Source organism: Sphingobium sp. GW456-12-10-14-TSB1, assembly GCF_059424385.1.
This window is the reverse complement of record NZ_JBWKZI010000001.1, coordinates 3,051,286-3,070,627: the sequence shown is the minus strand read 5'-3', so window position 1 is coordinate 3,070,627 and position 19,342 is coordinate 3,051,286. Positions and strand designations below refer to the sequence as shown.

Below are 19,342 nucleotides of genomic sequence, written 5' to 3'. Positions count from 1 at the left end.
GCCCCGCCCCGATATGTCCAGTTTTCGCGACCTATACGGCATCGGCATCCAGCCCACGGCCCGCCGCCCAGCCCAGCAACGCCGCACTGCCCAGCACCGCCGCCGCAATCAGGAAGGCGCTGCCGATGAAGGGCAGGGTCGGATTGCCGCCAACCGACAGCGCGTAAATGCCGCCGAAGAAGAGGGGCGATACGATACCTGCAATACTGCCCACACTGTTGTTCGCGCCCTGCAACTGGCCCTGTTCGGATTCGGATACGCGCTGCGTCATCAGCGACTGGATCGTCGGCATTGCCAGCCCCCACAGCGCATTGGGCAGCATCGCGGCGACAAACAGCCAGCCGGTCGGCGCGAGCCCCATGCAGGCGATGCCGACCGCACCGAAGGCCAGGCCCGTCACCATCGTCGTCCGGTCACCCAGCCGCTTGACCACGGGACCGACCAGAAAGCCCTGCACGCCCATGTCGAGCAAACCGACCAAGGCGAGCAGGCTGCCGACCTGCCACGCGCCCCAGCCATAACGATCCCCGGCATAGAGGACGAACACGGCGGAGAAGAGATGGTGGGCGAAATAGAGCAGGAAATTGACGATCGCCAGGCTCGACAGTTCCGGGTGAGACCGCAAAAGGGTGAGCGCGCCGAATGGGTTGGCGCGGGCCCATGAAAAGGCCATCCGCTTTTCCTGCGGGAGCGATTCGGGCAGGACGACCAGACCATAAAGGAATGCCAGTCCCGACAGGCCAGCCGCCGCCCAAAAGGGCGCGCGCAGCGAAATCTCGCCCAATATGCCGCCCAGCAGTGGCCCGGCAACAAAGCCGCCGCTGAATGCCGCCCCGATCAGCCCATAGCCGCGCGCGCGATCTTCAGGTCGGGTGATGTCGGCCATATAGGCAAACACGGAGGTGAAGCTGGACGAGGTGACCCCCGCCAATATCCGCCCCAGAGCCAGCCACCATAGATTGGGCGCGACGGCCATCAGCACATAATCGAGCGCCAGACCGCACACTGATAGCAGAATCACGGGCCGCCGCCCGAAACGGTCGGACAAGGACCCGATAATCGGCGAGCAGATGAACTGCATCCCCGCCCATAGCGCTACAAACAGGCCATTCCACAGGCCGGCCGCGCTGCTGGAGCCGGACAGGGATTCGATCAGTTGCGGCAGCACCGGGATGACGATTCCCATCGACATGACATCGAGCAGCGCCGTCACCAGGATGAAGGCGATGGCCGCATTGCGGCGGGGAAGGAAAGGAGCGGGCATGGGCAACCGCCTAGAGCGGATGGACAGTCATGCCAAGCGGTCGGTGCGCGGCAACGGCCCCAGCCAGAGGCTCCACGCCAGCAACAGCAGGCACCAGCCGCAAGCCACCCACAAAGCGCCAAGGTCCATCCGCCCAAACAGCAAAGCCCCGGCCACTGCGCCTGCGACAAGACCCAGCCAGAGCAACAGATGGGGCAGCCAGCCAAACGCCGGGCCACCGGTCACGGCACTGGCCAACGCCTGTCCGAGCTTCACCAGTGCGCCGGTCATATAGGTGACGCCAATGCTCACCTCGCCATCGCGCTGGAACATATTGTTCACAGCGCCCATAGCCGCCGCCATCAGCAAGGTCAGACCATCCCCGACCGATCCGGCCAGCGATGCCGCGATGGTCAACAACGCCAGCACCAGTGCCAGTACGGCTTGCTTGCGCCACCGTCCGGCCATCCGCGCCAGGAGCGCGCCGACAAATACCCCGCCGACAAAAGCGCCGATCAGCCCGGCGGCCGTCCATGCCAGCGTCGGCTTTGTCGCGATGCCGACTGCCATTCGGGTCGAATTGCCGCTCATGAACGACACGAAGAGCCCGCCCAGTTTGAGCAGACCCAACGCATCGACCATCCCTGCAAGCGCCGCCAGGCCAAAAGCCAGGACATGGCGCGACGGAGGGTGACGACGCACGGCGGCGCCTTATCGCATCACGACATCGCGGCTCAGATAGACCTCCGCGACGCGGCCATCCTTGATCGTGCAGGTGAAGCGGCGGGTCGTGCCGGTCGGGGCGCGATAATTGGCGCGCGATTCGACTTCTCCGTCGATATTATACCCGCCTTGGGCGGCGCGCGGCTCGTCGATGCGCCGCACCTCGGCATAGCCGCCATTCTGGTCCTGCGCTTCATCGCGCGCGGCGACGGCGCAGGCGTCCGTCATCTGATCCTGATCGCCATAGGCGGCGGCGACATCGGAGAAATCATCGTCGCGCCGGACATCCGCGCCATAATCCGTACCATCGACCGGCGGGGGAGCCGCGGCGTCACTATTGCGCGCTGCCTTCTTGTCCTTCGACATGGAAGAGGCAACGATCGCCACCGCACCGATCAGCGCTGCAACCCCGACGGCATCGCCGAAGCCGAAGCCATTGCCGCGATCGCGATGGTGATGATGGCCCCAATTGCGGTCATAGCGCGGACGCGCCTGCGCCGGACCTATGCTGCCAACCAGCAGCGCCAGTCCAACCAGCGATCCTGTCATCCAGCGCGTCTTGCCCATGCCTGTGTCTCCTGCGATCAAACGGTATCTATCCGCGTCCGGCTGTCGCGCGGCTGAACGATTATTGCGGATCATCCCTGATCTGCAAACCCGTGAATGAGGCCAGAAAGGCATAGCTGTCGGCATATTCGTCGATCAGCTTGTCGATCGGCTTGCCAGCGCCATGGCCGGCGCGGCTTTCGACCCGCAGCAGTCGGGGCTTGCTGCCCACATTGGCGGCCTGCAAGGCGGCGGCATATTTGAAACTGTGGGCGGGCACGACCCGGTCGTCAGTATCGGCGGTGGTAACGAGGATCGCGGGATAATCCTTACCCGACAGGATATTGTGATAGGGCGAATAGCCGTAGAGCAGCGGAAAATCCTCCGCCCGTGCGGGCGATCCATAATCGTCCACCCAGTAACGCCCGGCGGTGAAGCGGTCAAAGCGCAGCATGTCCATCACGCCCACGGCTGGCAGGGCGGCAGCGAACAGGTCGGGACGCTGGTTGACTACCGCACCAACCAGCAGGCCGCCATTGGATCGCCCCTCGATCGCCAGTCCATCCGGCGTGGTATAGCCATTGGCCTTCAGATATTCGGCCGCAGCGATGAAATCGTCGAACACATTCTGCTTGTTGGGGCCACGGCCAGCCTCATGCCATGCCTTGCCGAATTCACCGCCGCCGCGCAGATTGGCGATGGCATAAGCCCCGCCCTGTTCCAGCCAGGCCAGCCGCGTCGCCGAATAGCCCGGCGTCAGGCTGATGTTGAAGCCGCCATAGCCATAAAGGATCGTCGGCGCCGCGATCGCCCGGTCCGCCAGCACCTTTTTGCGGATCACGGTCATGGGCACGCGGGTGCCGTCCTTTGACAGATAGCTGATCTGTTCCATCCCGAATTCATCCGGATTGAAGGGCAGGTCGGGCTGGGCGAACAACTGGCTTTGCAGGGTGGATGTGTCGAAGCGATAGATGCTGGACGGGGTGGTGAAGCCAGAAAAGCTGAAAAACGTCTCCGGGTCGCCATCGCGCCCACCAAAACCCGCCGCAGTCCCCATGCCGGGCAAGGGCACGTCGCCCACCTTGCGCCCATCCAGTTCGACCAGTTCCGCAATCGTTTCGGCCTGCGTCATATAGGCCAGGATCAGTCGGCTGCCGACCAGCGAGCCGCCCGCCAGCGTATCGGCGCGTTCGGCCACGACCTGTTGCGGCCTGCGCCGGGGCTGCGCCGCATCGAGCGTCACGACTTTCAGATGGGGCGCATGATCATCGGTGATGAAATAGAGGGTCGACCCCCGACTCCCAATCAGCCGCCAATCCTGTAGCGGCCCCTTCACCAGCCGCCGAGGCTTAACCGGCCCGCCGTCCAGCGCCGCGACATGGATTTCACGGCGCGGGTCGATCCCCTGAAACGAACTGATCACCAGCCAGCGCCCGTCGTTGGTGACCTGCGCGGTATGGCTCAGTTTCGGCCGGTCTGGCGTGGCGTAGATCAGTTGATCCTGCGCCTGCGCGGTGCCGACGCGATGATAGAAAAGCTGCTGATCTTCATTGGCGGCCCTGAAAGCCGTATCTCCCTGCGGCGCAGGGTAGCGGGAATAGAAGAAGCCCTGGCCACGTCCGTCCCAGGCCAGGGTCGAAAATTTGACCCAGTCGATCCGGTCGTCGAGCACCTTCCCCGTATCGACATCCAGCAAACGCAGGGTCCGCCAATCGCTGCCCGCTTCCTGCACCGCAAAGGCCAGAGTCCGGCCGTCCGGCGAGGGAGCCCATTCGGCCAATGCGCTCGCACCATCCTTGGCCCAATCATTGGGATCGATCAGCAACCGCTGCGGGCCGTCCAGCCCTTCACGCACGTAGAGCGGGGTCTGGTTTTGCAGCCCCTTGTTATAACCGTAGAAATAGCGCCCGCCTGCCTTGCGCGGGACGGTGTAGCGCCCGTGCGACAGCAACGCCTGCATCCGCGCTTTCAGCGCCGCCCGGCCCGGCAGGCCGTCGATATAGCGGCGGGTCAGTGCATTTTCCTGCGCCACCCAGTCGCGCACGGCCGGGTCCGCACGCAAATCATTTTCCAGCCAGCGATAGGGATCGGCGACCTTTACCCCGAAATGATCCTCGACCAGATCAAGACGCCTGGCGATGGGGTAGCGCAAGCCCTGCCCGGCCGCGTCGATGGCGACCGTCTCCGGCCCCGCAACGACCGGGCTGGCCGCCAGCAGCAGCGGCAGCAGGAACAGGCGGGCCGTTGCGCGCATCCTCTTTTTCGTCTCTTTTTAACCAGAACAGGCCGTGGCTCCTAAAGAGCCACGGCCTGTCGGTAAAGCATCCAGTCCTCCCTGGGAGGACCGCACTCAATCAGGCAGCTTCATATTCATCTTCGTCGGCGGTCTGCACCGGGCCGCTATCCTGCCCCTTGGCGCTGACGTCGCGGTCGACCAGTTCGATGATCGCAATCGGCGCGGCGTCCGACGCGCGGATGCCAGCCTTGATCACGCGGGTGTAACCGCCGTTACGATCCTTGTAGCGTTCGGCCAGAACCTCGAACAGCTTGGCCAGCTGGGCATCGTCCTTCAGGCGAGCATCGGCCAGGCGACGGTTGGACAGGCCACCCTTTTTCGCCAGCGTGATCAGCTTTTCCACATAGGGGCGCAGTTCCTTCGCCTTGGGCGTGGTGGTCAGAATCTGCTCATGCTTGATCAGCGAAGCGGCAAGGTTGCGGAGCAGCGCGACGCGGTGACCGGTAGCGCGCTGAAGACGACGTTGACCCATTCTGTGACGCATAGTTCATTCCTTCGTTCGTTAAGGGCCCGTTTCAGGTAGCCCAGACCAGGCGGTGACGTGGCCGCCATTTGTTCGTCATTCCCGCGAAGGCGGGAACCCATCTCCGACCCCATCCCCAGGCACAAGACCGGGAGATGGGTACCCGCCTTCGCGGGAATGACGGAGCTTTTTAGCCCAGCAGCTCTTGTTCGAGCTTCTTGGCCATTTCCTCGATATTTTCAGGCGGCCATCCGGGGATGTCCATGCCGAGGCGCAGACCCATGGACGACAGCACTTCCTTGATTTCGTTCAGCGACTTGCGACCGAAATTGGGCGTACGCAGCATCTCGGCTTCGGTCTTCTGGACCAGATCGCCGATATAGATGATGTTGTCGTTCTTGAGGCAGTTGGCGCTGCGGACCGACAGTTCCAGCTCGTCCACCTTCTTGAGAAGGTAGCGGTTGATCTGGTTGGTGTCGCTTTCGCCTTCCGACGCCGATGCGACCGCATGGCCACCCTGCGAAGGCGCGGCGGTGGGCAGCGCGTCCTCGAAATGGACGAACAGCTGGAGCTGGTCCTGCAGGATGCGCGCGGCAAAGGCGACCGCATCCTCCGGCGTGACGGTGCCGTCGGTTTCGACGGTCAGCGACAGCTTGTCATAGTCCAGTTCCTGGCCGACGCGGGTATTGTCCACCTTGTAGGCGACCTGACGGACCGGCGAGTAGAGCGCGTCGATTGGAATGAGGCCGATCGGCGCGTCTGCGGGACGGTTGGCGACGGCGGGGACATAGCCCTTGCCGACATCAGCGGTCAGTTCCATGTTCAGCGTCGCGCCCTGGTCGAGGTGACAGATCACCAGGTCCGGGTTCATCACTTCGATGTCGCCGACGACGCTGATGTCGCCAGCCTTGACCACGGCAGGACCGGTAGCCGACAGCTGAAGCCGCTTGGGACCATCGCCTTCCATCCGCAGGGCGACCTGCTTGATGTTGAGGACGATGTCGGTGACATCTTCACGCACGCCAGCGAGCGACGAGAATTCATGCAGGACGTTCTCGATCTTGATCGAGGTGACCGCCGCGCCCTGAAGCGAGGAAAGAAGAACCCGGCGTAGCGCGTTGCCAAGCGTCAAGCCGAAACCGCGCTCCAGCGGCTCGGCAACGAAGGTCGCCTTGCGCTTACCGTCGCTGGTTGGCTTGATTTCCAGCGCGTTGGGCTTCTTCAATTCCTGCCAGTTCTTCATGTTGACAGTCATGTACTTCCCCTGGGGATGTGGCCGAAACGCTTATGATCCTGGACCCGACAGGACGTTGCGGCCGATGCAGACGGGTAACGGGCGGCGCGTCCGCCGCCCGCCATATCGCTCAGCCGAATTTAGACGCGGCGGCGCTTGGACGGACGCACACCGTTGTGCGGGATCGGCGTTACGTCGCGGATCGAGGTGATGTGGAAACCGACGGCCTGAAGGGCGCGCAGGGCCGACTCACGACCTGAACCGGGACCCTTGACTTCGACTTCCAGCGTGCGGACGCCATGTTCGGCGGCCTTGCGACCGGCATCTTCCGCGCACACCTGAGCGGCGTAGGGGGTCGATTTGCGGCTGCCCTTGAAGCCCATCATGCCAGCCGAGGACCACGAAATCGCGTTGCCCTGGGCATCGGTGATGGTCACCATGGTGTTGTTGAAGCTGGCGTTGACATGTGCCACGCCGGCCGAGATGTTCTTGCGCTCACGGCGCTTAATGCGCTGGGGTTCGCGTGCCATTTTGCTCTATCCTACTCGAAATACTGACAAAAGAAGTCGGGAGGGCAAGGCCGCAAGGCCCGCCCTCTGGCGCTTACTTCTTCTTACCGGCGATCGCCTTGGCCTTGCCCTTGCGGGTGCGGGCATTGGTGTGCGTGCGCTGGCCGCGAACCGGCAGCCCCTTACGATGACGCAGGCCGCGATAGCAGGCCAGGTCCATCAGGCGCTTGATGTTCATCGCGGTGTTGCGGCGAAGATCGCCCTCGACGGTCAGGTCAGCGTCGATCGTTTCACGGATCTGGAGCACTTCGGCGTCCGACAGGTCCTGCACGCGACGGCTGTGGTCGATGCCCAGCTTGTCGGCGATGTCTACGGCGGTCTTACGACCGATGCCGTGAATGTAGGTGAGCGCGATGATTACGCGCTTGTTGGTCGGGATGTTAACACCCGCAATACGTGCCATGGTCAATTAATCTCCTGCTCCACGGGGCGATTGGCGTCACCCCATCTCAAAGCGTCAGGGCCGCGACCCCATGGCGTGGGACCGCAACCAATGTATAGCCCCGGACGCAAAAAAGACGGCCAGTGCGCGAAGCACTGCCGCTCACCAGCGTGTCGGGATGTGCGCGCCCTAGCGATTCGGCCGGACGGTGTCAATATCGGCGCGGCAAGCAAACGCGTCGGCCCGGCCTGCCCCCGCGGCTCTTCCGCTCATCCTTTTCCAGTTGAGCCGCCTGCGCCGGGCGGGCATGGGAGGGCGATGCGCTTTACCACCCACCTTGCCCTCGCCGCACCCTTCCTCATCCTGCTCGGCTCGTGCGTCGGCCCTGCAACGCGCCCGGCCAGTCCTGCCCCCGCGCCCGCCCCGCGACCGGCCCAGGCGTCCGCGCCGGTCCGACCCGTCGCCCCCGCCGCGCCATTGGCCAGCGACCGGCAATATCGCCCCACCGCGCCGGGGGATTGGCGCTGGCAATCCGACGCAGCCATGTCGATCGCCCGTTTCGGTCCGACCGCGGCCGACCCCCGCCTTACCATCCGCTGCGATCGGGCGGCGCGCCGAATCAGCATTATTCGCGCAGGCGCGGGGCAAGGGACGATGACGCTGCGAACCAGCTATGGTGCGACCAGCTGGCCCGCGACAGCCACCACAGCCCCCGTGCCGCAGACGATAGCGGTGCGGGCCGCTGCCGATACCGCGCTGGATCAGATGGCCTACAGCCGGGGCAAATTCGCGATCGAGGTGATGGGACTGGAACCGCTTATCGTACCGGCATGGCCGGAAGTGTCACGTGTGATCGAGGATTGCAGGGGATAGCGACGCGACGCCGGGATTGAGGACGCGAAAGTATGATTCGAAAAAAGAATAATACAAGTCTTGATCATGCCTTCCGTCTGATTCACATTCCATCCCGTGGCCGCACGAAGCGCAGTCGAAGTCGGCCATAACGGGCTTCAACATAGCGAAAGGAGGTGATCCGATGTCTCATGGTTCAGCAATGGGGTCGGTCAAGTCCATTCGGGGAACGCGCCGCTGAGCGACGCCATGCCGTCGATCTCCCTCCACATCGCGAGATAAAGCGCGCCGACATACAGGCCGTCTCCCGGTGGAGAAGATAGCGCGACCTTCGTTTCCCCTGGGCGGCACTTCCGGCCGCTGACCATGCACATGATGGGCCGTCGGGCTTTGACCCGGCGGCCCCTCTCATTTGCGTTTCTCGCCGCCGCGATTCCTTTCTTTCCTCACAATCGACTTGCCATGCTCCATATATCCATTAATCCGGATATATGGAAAACGAATCCGCCATCGCGGCTTTAGCCGCCCTCGCACAGTCCACGCGGCTCGACAGTTTCAGGTTGCTCGTCCGCCACGAGCCCGATGGCCTGCCCGCCGGGGAAATCGCCCGGCTGGTCGGGGTCCCGCAAAATACCATGTCGTCCCATCTGGCGATCCTCTCCCGCGCTGGACTGGTCCGGGCGGAGCGGCAGAGCCGGTCCATTCATTATCGCGCCGACCTGGAAGCGTTGGGCGCACTGACATTGTTCCTGCTCAAGGATTGTTGCGGCGGGAACGCGGCTTTGTGCGCCCCGATCATTGCTGAACTGACCCCTTGCTGCTGATCCAGAGGACATCCCCTTGGCCACCGACATCATCATCTATCACAACCCCGCTTGCGGCACGTCGCGCAACACGCTGGCGATGATCCGCCATGCCGGAATCGAACCGCATGTCATCGAATATCTCAAGACGCCGCCATCGCGAGCTTTGCTGGAGCAATTGATCGCCCGTTCCGGCATCGCGCCGCGCGCCCTGTTGCGGCAGAAGGGGACGCCTTTTGCCGATCTGGGGCTGGACGATCAGACGCTGCCCGACGCGGCGCTGATCGACGCGATGATGGCGCACCCCATATTGATCAACCGCCCGCTGGTCGTGTCGCCCAAAGGGGTGCGACTATGCCGCCCGTCCGAGGCGGTGCTGGAGTTGTTGCCCCATCCGCTGCCCACACCCTTCGTCAAGGAAGATGGCGACGTGGTGGGAGCCGCCTGATGTCATTGTTCGAACGCTATCTCAGCCTCTGGGTCTCGCTGTGCATCGTCCTGGGGATTGGACTGGGGCATCTGTTCCCGTCGGCCTTCGCGCTGATCGCTGGAGCCGAGATCGCCAACATCAACCTGCCGGTAGCGGCGCTGATCTGGCTGATGATCATACCCATGCTGCTGCGGATCGACTTTGCTGCGCTGGGCAGCGTAAGGCGGCACTGGCGCGGTGTCGGGGTGACGCTGTTCATCAATTGGGCGGTCAAGCCTTTCTCCATGGCGCTGCTGGGCACATTGTTCATCGGCCATCTGTTCGCGTCCTACCTGCCTGACGGACAGGGGCCGTCCTATATTGCGGGCCTGATCCTGCTGGCGGCCGCCCCCTGCACCGCAATGGTGTTCGTCTGGTCCAACCTGCTGGATGGCGATCCTGGCTATACGCTCAGTCAGGTGGCGCTCAACGACCTGATCATGCTGTTCGCCTTTGCGCCGATCGTCGGACTGCTGCTGGGCGTCGCCTCGATCAGCGTGCCATGGGATACGCTGCTGCTGTCGGTCGGCCTCTATATCGTCGTGCCCGTGGTCGTCGCCCAATGGCTGCGCCGGGCGCAGTTGCGGGCAGGCGGACAGGCGGCTCTGGAACGGCTGCTGACAAGGCTCGGGCCATTTAGCCTGCTAAGCCTGCTCGCTACGCTCGTGCTGCTCTTCGCCTTTCAGGGGGAGCAGATCGTCGCCCAGCCGCTGGTCATCGCGCTGATCGCAGTGCCGATCCTGCTTCAGGTCTATCTGAACGCAGGCCTTGCCTATTGGCTCAGCCGCAGCATGCGCGGCGACTGGTGCGTTGCGGGACCGGCTGCATTGATCGGTGCATCCAATTTCTTCGAACTGGCGGTCGCCGCAGCGATCAGCCTGTTCGGCCTCCACTCTGGCGCGGCTCTGGCCACTGTCGTCGGCGTATTGGTGGAAGTGCCGGTGATGCTCTCTATCGTCGCTCTCGTGAAGCGTTCGCGCGGCTGGTATGAAGGGCGCGCGGCCGCCTAGGCGCTACCGCTCTGCCCCCTTCGCCTTGCCCCATGCGCGCGCGGCAGTGTAGCCCAGATAACCGGTGCCAAACAAAGCGTAGAGCGGTTCAGGCAGGGCGTTGAGATAGTCGCGCATCCCCGCCGTGATCGCCGCCGCCATAGCGGGTCGCCACCCCGCGATGACGCCCATCGGCAGCGACCAGAGCAGCAGCGCATACATGACATAGAGGAAAGTGGGCCGCGCGCGCATAGCCCAGGGATCGGGATCGATAGACTCGGAAACCATGGCTTCATATCCTGATTGAAAAGACAGTTCCGGGCGTCGTTCGCGCGATAGCTTGGCGCAAAACGCACGAGTGTTCATAAGAGCTAACCGATTCGGTTGGCCAGCCAGCCGTAGAGAAACGCCTCATTGGCGGGGCGGTTTTCCGCGAGCGCGATATAGCGTTCACCCTGCATCGCTTCGATCGCCTTCAGCAGTACCGCCTCACCCGCCTTGCCCCGCAACGCACGAAAGGCGCGCAATGCCCCCAGCGTCCTTGCGCCGATCGCCCGGTCCAGCGTCAGATCCGGATAATCGCGCTGGTTGCGATTGAGCGCGTTAAGGGCGCGCTGGAGAAAGCCGGTCGCGGTTCCCACGCCCATATTGACCGCAGTATCGAACAATTCGGCCGCGACGGAGGGCGCGGTTTCCGCGACGAAGGCGTAACCGGGCTGATCCCAGTAAATCCGCCGGTAAATCGCCACCGCCGTCGCGCGCGGCAAAGCTCGCATGTCGCCGACAAACCCATTGTCCCGCGCCACCGCCTGGGTAATCCCCCAATTGGTCGGCCCGCCCCGGTCAGCCGGATGGTTGGAATAACCGCCTTCGCGGGCGATAACATCGTCAATGAGCGTAAGGATGTCCATGCTGCGCCTCTCTGTCTTGAACGAGGCGGATCATTTATCCCATATGGTTTGTTGTAGGACAGGGGAAATTCCGGCCGAAGATCGGAAACCGAACCTGTCAGCTTCCTGCGCGCAGTTTTTCCGCCAGTTGGGCGATTTCATCCGGCTCCAGCAGCCAGGTGCGCGTCCGGCGACCTTCCCGATGAACCGGCTGGGTCAGCAACACACGCGCCTGCGCCTTGGCCTCTGCCTTGAAGATCGCGAAATGCTGCGCGCATTGGCGGATCGTGCCGATCAAGGGCGCCTTGCCATCCAGATCAATCATGGTGGCTGGCTGATCCCAGTCTATGGCGGACATGGCAGCTTCCTTTCATCTCGTCATCCGGGTCCGTCCCGCGCGCCCGCGTCAGATAGGCGGTCGAACCACACCCCTGCAAGGTCCGTGCGATCAAGCGCAATTGCCCCTGCCCTTGCGGGGCGGGGACTGTCAATTCCGGCTGATCCTGAGCATCAGGCAAGTGAATGGTGCGGCCAAGAAGACTCGAACTTCCACGGGCTTTCGCCCACAACGACCTCAACGTTGCGCGTCTACCAATTCCGCCATGGCCGCACATTCAAAGGGAAACCGGCAGGACCGGCATCTGGTAGGCGCTGGCCATTAGCAAAGGCTTTTGCGCCATGCAACAACCGATCTGCATCTGCGTTATGATTGATTGTCGTGCACGATGCGGCACGCCGAAAGGCCAGTGCCCGCCAGCAAAAGGATGGAAAGCAGGACCATGCAGCATTGGATACTGTCAGGCGTGACAGTGGCCGCCGCGACGGTCATGGGACTGGGTTTGGGCGCCTATGTCACCAGTCCGCAATCCTCTGCTCCAAGAACACAGAAAGATGTCGCCTATGCCGAGCCCAGCGATAGCAGCCTGTCCGATCAGGTCGCCGATCCGGCCGGTCGCGGTCCCGACATAATCCGCTGTACCGGTTGCGGACCAACGCTGGTGGAACGGCAAATGGCTTCGGACATGGCGGGACTGGACGCAGACGGCATGATTGACGGCACCAGCGATCCGGTCGTGCGTGACTATCTGGCACAAGGAGAGGCGGCGGAAGCGGTCGATCCCGTCCCACCGCCATCACCGATTCATCAGCTGCCACCGCCAATTGCGCGCTTCGCCGCCGGAGAGACGGCCACGCCTCCACCGACTCTGCAACCTGCCCAAGGGAAAGCCCCTCCTGCCGTCATGGCGACGGCAGCAGGCAGTTCCTTCCCTTAGAACGCCTATTCGGCAGCAACGACCTCCGCCGGCGCATCGCTCAGCGGATGGGTAAGGCGGCTGATCATCTCCTTGGGGCACACTTGCCAGATATAGCGCCGCCAACGGTCCCAATCCTCCAATATGGTGCTGGACCATTTGCTGTCGGTCGCCTTGGCGTGCTGGGCGATCAGATCCTTGACCTGCGCCTCCCAATGCGCGCTTTCCAGCCGCTGCCAGACGATCCCTTCCGGGTTGGCCCGCGACGTGAAGCTGCCATCCTCGTCCAGGATGAAGGCCATCCCGCCGGTCATGCCCGCGCCGAAATTGGCGCCGGTCTTGCCCAGGATCACGGCAATGCCGCCGGTCATATATTCGCACCCATTGGCGCCGCAGCCCTCGACCACGACCTGCGCGCCCGAATTGCGGACCGCGAAGCGTTCGCCCGCCTGCCCTGCCGCGAACAGCTTGCCACTGGTCGCGCCATAAAGGACGGTGTTGCCGATGATCGTATTATCCTTCGACGACAGGGGGCTGGAGACGGTCGTGCGCACCGTGATGATGCCGCCTGACAGGCCCTTGCCGACATAGTCATTGGCGTCGCCGAAGATTTCCAGCGTGATCCCCTTGCACAGGAACGCGCCCAGCGACTGGCCCGCGGACCCGCGCAGGCGCACGGTCAGATGTCCATCGGCCAGCGCCGACATGCCGAACTTGTCAGTCACCGCCGACGACAGGCGCGTGCCGACCGCGCGGTGCGTGTTGCGCACCGTATAGGTCAGTTGCATCTTCTCGCCCCGCTCGAACACTGCCTTGGCGTCGCGCATCATCTGCGCGTCCAGGCTGTCGGGCACGTCGTTGCGCCATTGCTTCAGGCTGAAACGGCGCTGGTCGTCGGGGGCGTCCACCTTGGCCAGGATCGGGTTGAGATCCAGATCGTCCAGATGTTCAGCGCCACGATTGACCTGCTTCAACAGTTCGGTCCGCCCGATCACCTCGTCCAGGCTGCGGAAGCCCAGCCGGGCCAGCACTTCGCGAACTTCCTCGGCGATGAAGGTCATCAGGTTGATGACCTTTTCCGGGGTGCCGGTGAATTTGGCGCGCAGCTTTTCATCCTGCACGCACACGCCCACGGGGCAGGTGTTGCTGTGGCACTGACGCACCATGATGCAGCCCATGGCGACCAGCGACAATGTGCCGATGCCATATTCCTCCGCGCCCAATATCGCGGCGATCACGATGTCGCGCCCGGTTTTGAGGCCGCCATCGGTGCGCAGCTTCACCCGATGCCGCAACCCGTTGAGGGTCAGCACCTGATTGGCTTCGGACAGACCCATTTCCCATGGCGTCCCGGCATATTTGATCGAGGTTTGCGGGGATGCCCCGGTTCCGCCGACATGGCCCGCGATCAGGATGACGTCGGCATGCGCCTTCGCCACGCCCGCTGCGACCGTGCCGATGCCCGCCTGGCTCACCAGCTTGACGCAGACGCGTGCGCGCGGATTGATCTGCTTGCAGTCGTAGATGAGCTGCGCCAGATCCTCGATCGAATAGATGTCATGATGGGGCGGCGGCGAAATCAACGTCACGCCGGGCGTCGAATGGCGCAGCCTGGCGATGAATTCGGTGACCTTGAAGCCGGGCAGCTGCCCCCCCTCGCCCGGCTTGGCCCCCTGTGCGACCTTGATCTCTATCTCTTCGGCCGACGCCAGATATTCGGCATGAACGCCAAAGCGGCCCGACGCGATCTGCTTGATCACGCTATTGGCATTGTCGCCATTTTCATAGGGTTTGAAGCGCGCCGCATCCTCGCCGCCCTCGCCCGACACCGCCTTCGCGCCGATCCGGTTCATCGCGATCGCCAGCGTCTCATGCGCCTCAGGCGAGAGCGCCCCGAGCGACATGCCCGGCGTCACGAAACGCTTGCGGATTTCCGTGGTGGCCTCCACCTCGTCGATCGGCACGGCTTCGCGCGCGAAATTAAACTCCATCAGGTCGCGCAGATAGACCGGTGGCAGATCGCGCACCCCGCGCGAGAATTGCAGATAGGTCGAATAGCTGTCGGTCGCGACCGCCGTCTGCAACAGGTGCATCAGTTGCGCGGAATAGGCATGCGCCTCCCCACCGTTGCGCTGGCGATAGAAGCCGCCGATGGGCAACCGCACGACCGATGCGTCATATGCCTGCTGATGGCGCAGGATCGCGCTATAGTGGAGCGAGGCATAGCCTTCGCCCGAAATCTTCGCCGGCATGCCGGGGAACAGATCGTTGACCAGAGCGCGCGACAGGCCGACCGCTTCGAAATTATAGCCGCCGCGATAGCTGCTGATGACCGCAATGCCCATTTTGGACATGATCTTGAGCAGGCCTTCGTTGACCGCGACGCGATAGCGCTCGAAACAGGCGTCAAGGTCGAGAGACCCGAACAGCCCGCGCGCATGGCGGTCGGCGATGCTGGCTTCGGCCAGATAGGCGTTCACCGTGGTCGCGCCCACGCCGATCAGCACCGCAAAATAGTGGGTATCGAGCGCCTCGGCGCAGCGCACGTTGATGGACGCATAGGAACGAAGCCCCTTGCGCACCAGATGCGTATGCACCGCGGCCGCCGCCAGCACGCCAGCAATGGCGATGCGCGTCTCGCTGACGCCCTCGTCGGTCAGGAAGATTTCTGTCCGCCCTTCACGTACCGCCTGCTCGGCTTCCTCCCGGATGCGTGCGATTGCCGCGCGGAGCTGCTCCTGCCCGCCATTTGCCGGGAAGGTGCAGTCGATTTCCGCGACCGCCGGACCAAAATGCGCCTTCAGCCGCGCCCATTCCGCGCTGGTCAAAACCGGCGATTCCAGCACGAGTACGTGGCTGTTCTGCGCATCCTGCTCCAGGATGTTGTGCAGGTTGGAAAAGCGCGTTTTCAGGCTCATTACATGCCGTTCGCGCAACGGGTCGATCGGCGGGTTGGTGACCTGGCTGAAATTCTGGCGGAAGAAATGGCTGATCGTCCGTGGCTTGTCGGAAATGACGGCCAGCGGCGTGTCGTCGCCCATTGATCCGATGGCTTCCTTGGCATCCTCCACCATCGGCGCCAGGATCAGTTCCAGATCCTCCAGCGTCAGGTTGGCCGCCACCTGCCGCCGCGTCAGTTCCGCCTTGTCCCAGTCGGGCAGAGCGGTCGGCGCATCGGTCAGGTCGCCGATCGCCATGAAGTCCTTGATCAGGTCGCCATAGGGGCGCTCACCCGCGATCCGATTCTTGATCGCAGCATCGTCGTAGATTTCGCCCTCGGCCAGATCGATGGCGATCATCTGGCCCGGACCCATGCGCCCCTTGCGCACGATGGTGGTTTCGGGAACCACGACCATGCCGGTTTCCGACCCGACGATCAGCAGATTGTCGCCCGTCAGCGTGTAGCGCAGCGGACGCAGCGCGTTGCGATCCACCCCGGCCACGACCCAGCGCCCGTCCGTCATCGCCAGCGCGGCAGGGCCATCCCACGGCTCCATGACGGAGGCGAGATAATCATACATGTCGCGATGCGCCTTGGGCAGTTCGCCATTGTCGGCCTGCCAGGCTTCGGGCACGAGCATCAGCTTGGCGGTGGGCGCATCGCGGCCCGACCGGCAGATCGCCTCGAACACGGCGTCCAGCGCAGCGGTATCGGACGCACCCGCCGGAATGACTGGCTTGATATCCTCCGACTGCTCGCCGAATGCGAGGCTGGCCATCTTGATCTCGTGGCTTTTCATCCAGTTCTTGTTGCCGCGGATGGTGTTGATCTCACCATTATGGGCAAGCGTGCGGAACGGCTGGGCCAGCCACCATTGCGGGAAAGTGTTGGTCGAATAGCGCTGGTGGAAGATCGCCACCCGGCTCTCGAACCGCTCATCCTGCAAATCGGGATAGAATACAGACAGCGATTCGGCGAGGAACAGCCCCTTGTAGATGATGGACCGGCACGACAGGCTACAGATATAGAAATCATTGATCTGCGCCGCGATCACCTGCTTTTCGATCCGGCGACGGATCAGATAGAGGTCCTTCTCGAACTCGGCCTGATCACGCACTTCGGGCATCGGCCCGGCGATCATGATCTGCTCGATTTCGGGACGCGTGCGCTGCGCCTTTTCGCCGATGACGGACACGTCCACCGGCACCTGGCGCCAGCCATAGATGGTATAGCCTGCGTCGATGATCTCGCTCTCAACGATGGTGCGGCAGGTTTCCTGCGCACTGAGGTCCGTGCGCGGCAGGAAGATCATGCCGACAGCCAGGCGGTTGGGCAGCGGCTTGTGACCGGAGTCCGCGATCGCATCGTCAAAGAAGCGCACCGGCAGGTCGACATGGATACCCGCGCCATCGCCAGTCTTGCCATCGGCGTCGACCGCGCCCCGATGCCACACGGCCTTCAGCGCATCGATCGCGGAGGCGACGACGCGACGCGACGGGCGGCCGTCGGTCGCGGCAACGAGGCCCACGCCACAGGCGTCGCCTTCCAGGTCAGGATGATACATGCCCTCGGCGGCGATCCGCGCGCGTTCTTCGGGGCTTGCGGTGAAGGGAGTGTCTGTCATGATGATGTTCCCTTACGTTCTTGCGTCGCGAGCCATTGATCGACGACTTCCTTGATTTTCTGCTGCATGATCGGTTTCCGATCTTCTGCAACTTTTAGTCCAATCTGCGCGAGCTTCGGCAGCATCTGTGGCATCAATTGTTGCGATTTGCGCATAACCGGGTCGGCGCTGATCACGGCCAGCCTACGGAGTTCTTCCGCCGTGAAATGATCCGCGTAGATTTGTGCGGCGCCATCTAGCGCTGTTCGCTTGAGTTCGGTCATCATTGCGCCGATCTCTTCGTTCATAGCGATACGCACTTTTTGCTTAAGATCCGCCGGCATGGCCTCGCCGCGTTGCTTTTCCGCAGCAGCCACATTTTGTTCGAAAACGCTATTGGCCATGGCGATGCCGGACAATTCCATTTGTCGCTCAAACCCAACCGATAGGAGGAGATCGCGCGCCGCCGTAAGTGCGGCCAGCCGGTCTCCGCCTTGCCCGAAAGAAGGGGTGCTTGCGAGCGTTAGAAGTAGAGCAAAGACAACCGCCTTCACGCCGCAACCCTCTCGCCCGCTGCCTTGGCTTTCGCCTTCAAATAGCGGTGCATATGCTCGGTCACGTCGCGGCCGTCGCGGATCGCCCAGACGACCAGGCTTGCGCCGCGCACGATGTCGCCGGCGGCGAACACGCCGTCCATGCTGGTCATCATCGTCTTGTGATCGACGCGCAGCGTGCCCCAGCGGGTGACGGACAGGTCGTCCGCGCCGAACATTTTCGGCAATTCTTCAGGATCATAGCCAAGCGCCTTGATGACCAGATCGGCCTCCAGCGTATGTTCGCTGCCCGGATCGGGCTCGGGCGCGCGGCGACCCGATGCATCGGGCGCACCCAACCGCATCCTGGTGACTTTGACGCCGGTGACATGCTCGGTGCCTTCAAAGGCGATCGGCGCGGTCAGCCAGACGAATTCGACGCCTTCTTCCTCGGCATTGGCGACTTCGCGCTGCGATCCCGGCATATTTTCCCGGTCGCGGCGGTAGAGGCATTTGACCGATTTCGCGCCCTGGCGGATCGCGGTGCGGACGCAGTCCATGGCGGTGTCCCCGCCGCCGATGACGACGACATTCTTGCCGGTCGCGAGCAGGCTGCCGTCCGCATGTTCGGGGACGTTATCGCCAAAACCGGCCTTGTTGGAAGCGGTGAGATAATCGAGCGCCTTGACCACGCCCGGTGCGCCAACGCCCGGCGCGCGGATGTCGCGGGGCTTGTAGACGCCGGTGGCGATCAGGATCGCGTCATGCTTCTCGCGCAGCGCTTCCAATGTCGCGTCGCGGCCAACCTCGAAATTTTCGTGAAACACGATGCCGCCATCGCGCAACCGCTGGACCCGGCGCATGACCACGTCCTTTTCCAGCTTGAAGCCGGGAATGCCATAGGTCAGCAGTCCGCCAGCGCGATCATGCCGGTCATAGACATGCACATCATGCCCCGCTGCACGCAGATATTCCGCCGTGGTAAGGCCAGCCGGCCCCGCGCCGATCACGCCGATCGACTGGCCGGTGGGCTTGCCAGGGACCAGCGGTTCGACCCAGCCTTCCTTCCAGGCGGTGTCGGTGATGAATTTTTCGACACTGCCGATCGTCACGGCGCCATGGCCGGAAAATTCGATGACGCAATTGCCCTCGCACAGCCGGTCCTGCGGGCAGATGCGGCCGCAGATTTCGGGCATGGTGCTGGTCAGGTTGGACAATTCATAGGCTTCACGCAGGCGGCCTTCGGCGGTCAGGCGCAGCCAGTCGGGGATGTGATTGTGCAACGGACAGTGAGTTGAACAATATGGCACGCCACATTGCGAGCAGCGCGACGCCTGTTCTTCCGCCTTGTCGAGAATGAAGCTGCGGCTGATTTCCAGAAAGTCGTCGGCGCGGGCATCGGCATCGCGCTTGTCGGGGTAGGCTTGTCCCTTGCCTACGAATTTCAGCATTGGATTGTCGGCCATGATACGCCCCTGACTCAAGTTACAAGGGCGCGCATAGCAGAAAAACCCGCGGAGTCACGCGGATTCTGCATTTTAGGCCAATAATGC

General features: G+C 63.1%; 19 protein-coding genes and 1 tRNA gene. 5 read left to right on the top strand and 15 right to left on the bottom strand.

Annotation, left to right across the window (positions count from 1 at the left end):
* Positions 1–31 precede the first annotated feature (31 nt).
* The 8 genes from AC07X9_RS15045 to rpsM form a co-directional block, all read right to left on the bottom strand.
* Positions 32–1,264: a TCR/Tet family MFS transporter gene (locus AC07X9_RS15045; protein ID WP_017181725.1), complete on the bottom strand. Its 1,233-nt coding sequence runs from the start codon at positions 1,262–1,264 to the stop codon at positions 32–34.
* A 27-nt stretch (positions 1,265–1,291) separates the two neighbouring features.
* On the bottom strand, positions 1,292–1,945 hold the full coding sequence (locus AC07X9_RS15040; RefSeq protein ID WP_026002151.1) for a YoaK family protein: 654 nt from the start codon (positions 1,943–1,945) through the stop codon (positions 1,292–1,294).
* 9 nt (positions 1,946–1,954) lie between these two features.
* Positions 1,955–2,533 carry a hypothetical protein gene (locus AC07X9_RS15035; RefSeq protein ID WP_017181727.1) on the bottom strand — a complete coding sequence of 193 codons (579 nt, stop codon included), beginning with the start codon at positions 2,531–2,533 and terminating at the stop codon, positions 1,955–1,957.
* Positions 2,534–2,594: 61 nt separating this feature from the next.
* Entirely contained in the window at positions 2,595–4,766 is a 2,172-nt protein-coding gene (locus AC07X9_RS15030; RefSeq protein WP_017181728.1) for a prolyl oligopeptidase family serine peptidase, read from the bottom strand.
* Between the two features lie 100 nt (positions 4,767–4,866).
* Positions 4,867–5,292, bottom strand: a complete 426-nt coding sequence (gene rplQ, locus AC07X9_RS15025; RefSeq protein WP_026002152.1) for a 50S ribosomal protein L17 — start codon at positions 5,290–5,292, stop codon at positions 4,867–4,869.
* Positions 5,293–5,461: 169 nt separating this feature from the next.
* Positions 5,462–6,526 carry a DNA-directed RNA polymerase subunit alpha gene (locus AC07X9_RS15020; RefSeq protein ID WP_006967377.1) on the bottom strand — a complete coding sequence of 355 codons (1,065 nt, stop codon included), beginning with the start codon at positions 6,524–6,526 and terminating at the stop codon, positions 5,462–5,464.
* Between the two features lie 119 nt (positions 6,527–6,645).
* The gene (gene rpsK / locus AC07X9_RS15015) at positions 6,646–7,035 is read right to left on the bottom strand and encodes a 30S ribosomal protein S11 (protein WP_004208752.1); all 390 of its coding nucleotides are present in this window, start codon (positions 7,033–7,035) and stop codon (positions 6,646–6,648) included.
* A 73-nt stretch (positions 7,036–7,108) separates the two neighbouring features.
* A complete protein-coding gene (rpsM, locus tag AC07X9_RS15010) occupies positions 7,109–7,477 on the bottom strand; it encodes a 30S ribosomal protein S13 (RefSeq protein ID WP_019051841.1) in 369 nt (122 codons plus the stop codon).
* 297 nt (positions 7,478–7,774) lie between these two features.
* Between rpsM and AC07X9_RS15005 the strand changes: the two genes are divergently transcribed.
* From AC07X9_RS15005 to arsB, 4 genes are all read left to right on the top strand, one after another.
* Positions 7,775–8,329 (top strand): hypothetical protein, encoded by a 555-nt coding sequence (locus AC07X9_RS15005; protein WP_017181731.1) that lies wholly within the window; start codon positions 7,775–7,777, stop codon positions 8,327–8,329.
* A gap of 470 nt (positions 8,330–8,799) precedes the next feature.
* Complete coding sequence (locus AC07X9_RS15000) at positions 8,800–9,132, top strand: ArsR/SmtB family transcription factor (RefSeq protein WP_017181733.1); 333 nt, start codon at positions 8,800–8,802, stop codon at positions 9,130–9,132.
* A gap of 16 nt (positions 9,133–9,148) precedes the next feature.
* A complete protein-coding gene (gene arsC, locus AC07X9_RS14995) occupies positions 9,149–9,559 on the top strand; it encodes an arsenate reductase (glutaredoxin) (RefSeq protein WP_017181734.1) in 411 nt (136 codons plus the stop codon).
* Positions 9,559–10,590, top strand: coding sequence for an ACR3 family arsenite efflux transporter (arsB, locus tag AC07X9_RS14990; protein ID WP_017181735.1), 1,032 nt, complete (start codon positions 9,559–9,561; stop codon positions 10,588–10,590). The genes arsC and arsB overlap by 1 nt, the downstream gene beginning before the upstream one ends.
* 3 nt (positions 10,591–10,593) lie before the next feature.
* Here the strand turns inward: arsB and AC07X9_RS14985 are convergent, their stop codons facing one another.
* The 4 genes from AC07X9_RS14985 to AC07X9_RS14970 all read right to left on the bottom strand — a co-directional run bounded on the left by AC07X9_RS14985 (position 10,594) and on the right by AC07X9_RS14970 (position 12,069).
* The gene (locus AC07X9_RS14985; protein WP_254908086.1) at positions 10,594–10,935 is read right to left on the bottom strand and encodes a 3TM-type holin; all 342 of its coding nucleotides are present in this window, start codon (positions 10,933–10,935) and stop codon (positions 10,594–10,596) included.
* A 5-nt stretch (positions 10,936–10,940) separates the two neighbouring features.
* Positions 10,941–11,480: a glycoside hydrolase family 108 protein gene (locus AC07X9_RS14980; RefSeq protein WP_017181737.1), complete on the bottom strand. Its 540-nt coding sequence runs from the start codon at positions 11,478–11,480 to the stop codon at positions 10,941–10,943.
* Positions 11,481–11,577: 97 nt separating this feature from the next.
* Positions 11,578–11,817, bottom strand: a complete 240-nt coding sequence (locus AC07X9_RS14975) for a hypothetical protein (protein ID WP_017181738.1) — start codon at positions 11,815–11,817, stop codon at positions 11,578–11,580.
* A 165-nt stretch (positions 11,818–11,982) separates the two neighbouring features.
* A tRNA-Leu gene (locus AC07X9_RS14970) sits at positions 11,983–12,069 on the bottom strand.
* Positions 12,070–12,238: 169 nt separating this feature from the next.
* On the opposite strand from AC07X9_RS14970, the gene AC07X9_RS14965 reads away from it, so the two are divergent.
* Positions 12,239–12,733, top strand: a complete 495-nt coding sequence (locus AC07X9_RS14965; protein ID WP_017181739.1) for a hypothetical protein — start codon at positions 12,239–12,241, stop codon at positions 12,731–12,733.
* Positions 12,734–12,738: 5 nt separating this feature from the next.
* On the opposite strand, the gene gltB is transcribed toward AC07X9_RS14965, so the two are convergent.
* From gltB to AC07X9_RS14950, 3 genes are read right to left on the bottom strand one after another with little or no spacing between them, the layout of a single operon-like run.
* Positions 12,739–17,277: a glutamate synthase large subunit gene (gene gltB, locus AC07X9_RS14960; RefSeq protein ID WP_017181740.1), complete on the bottom strand. Its 4,539-nt coding sequence runs from the start codon at positions 17,275–17,277 to the stop codon at positions 12,739–12,741.
* Complete coding sequence (locus AC07X9_RS14955) at positions 17,274–17,810, bottom strand: DUF2059 domain-containing protein (RefSeq protein WP_140159600.1); 537 nt, start codon at positions 17,808–17,810, stop codon at positions 17,274–17,276. The genes gltB and AC07X9_RS14955 overlap by 4 nt, the downstream gene beginning before the upstream one ends.
* On the bottom strand, positions 17,807–19,255 hold the full coding sequence (locus tag AC07X9_RS14950; protein ID WP_017181742.1) for an NAD(P)-dependent oxidoreductase: 1,449 nt from the start codon (positions 19,253–19,255) through the stop codon (positions 17,807–17,809). Before AC07X9_RS14950 ends, AC07X9_RS14955 begins: the two co-directional genes overlap by 4 nt.
* Between the last annotated feature and the right edge of the window lie 87 nt (positions 19,256–19,342).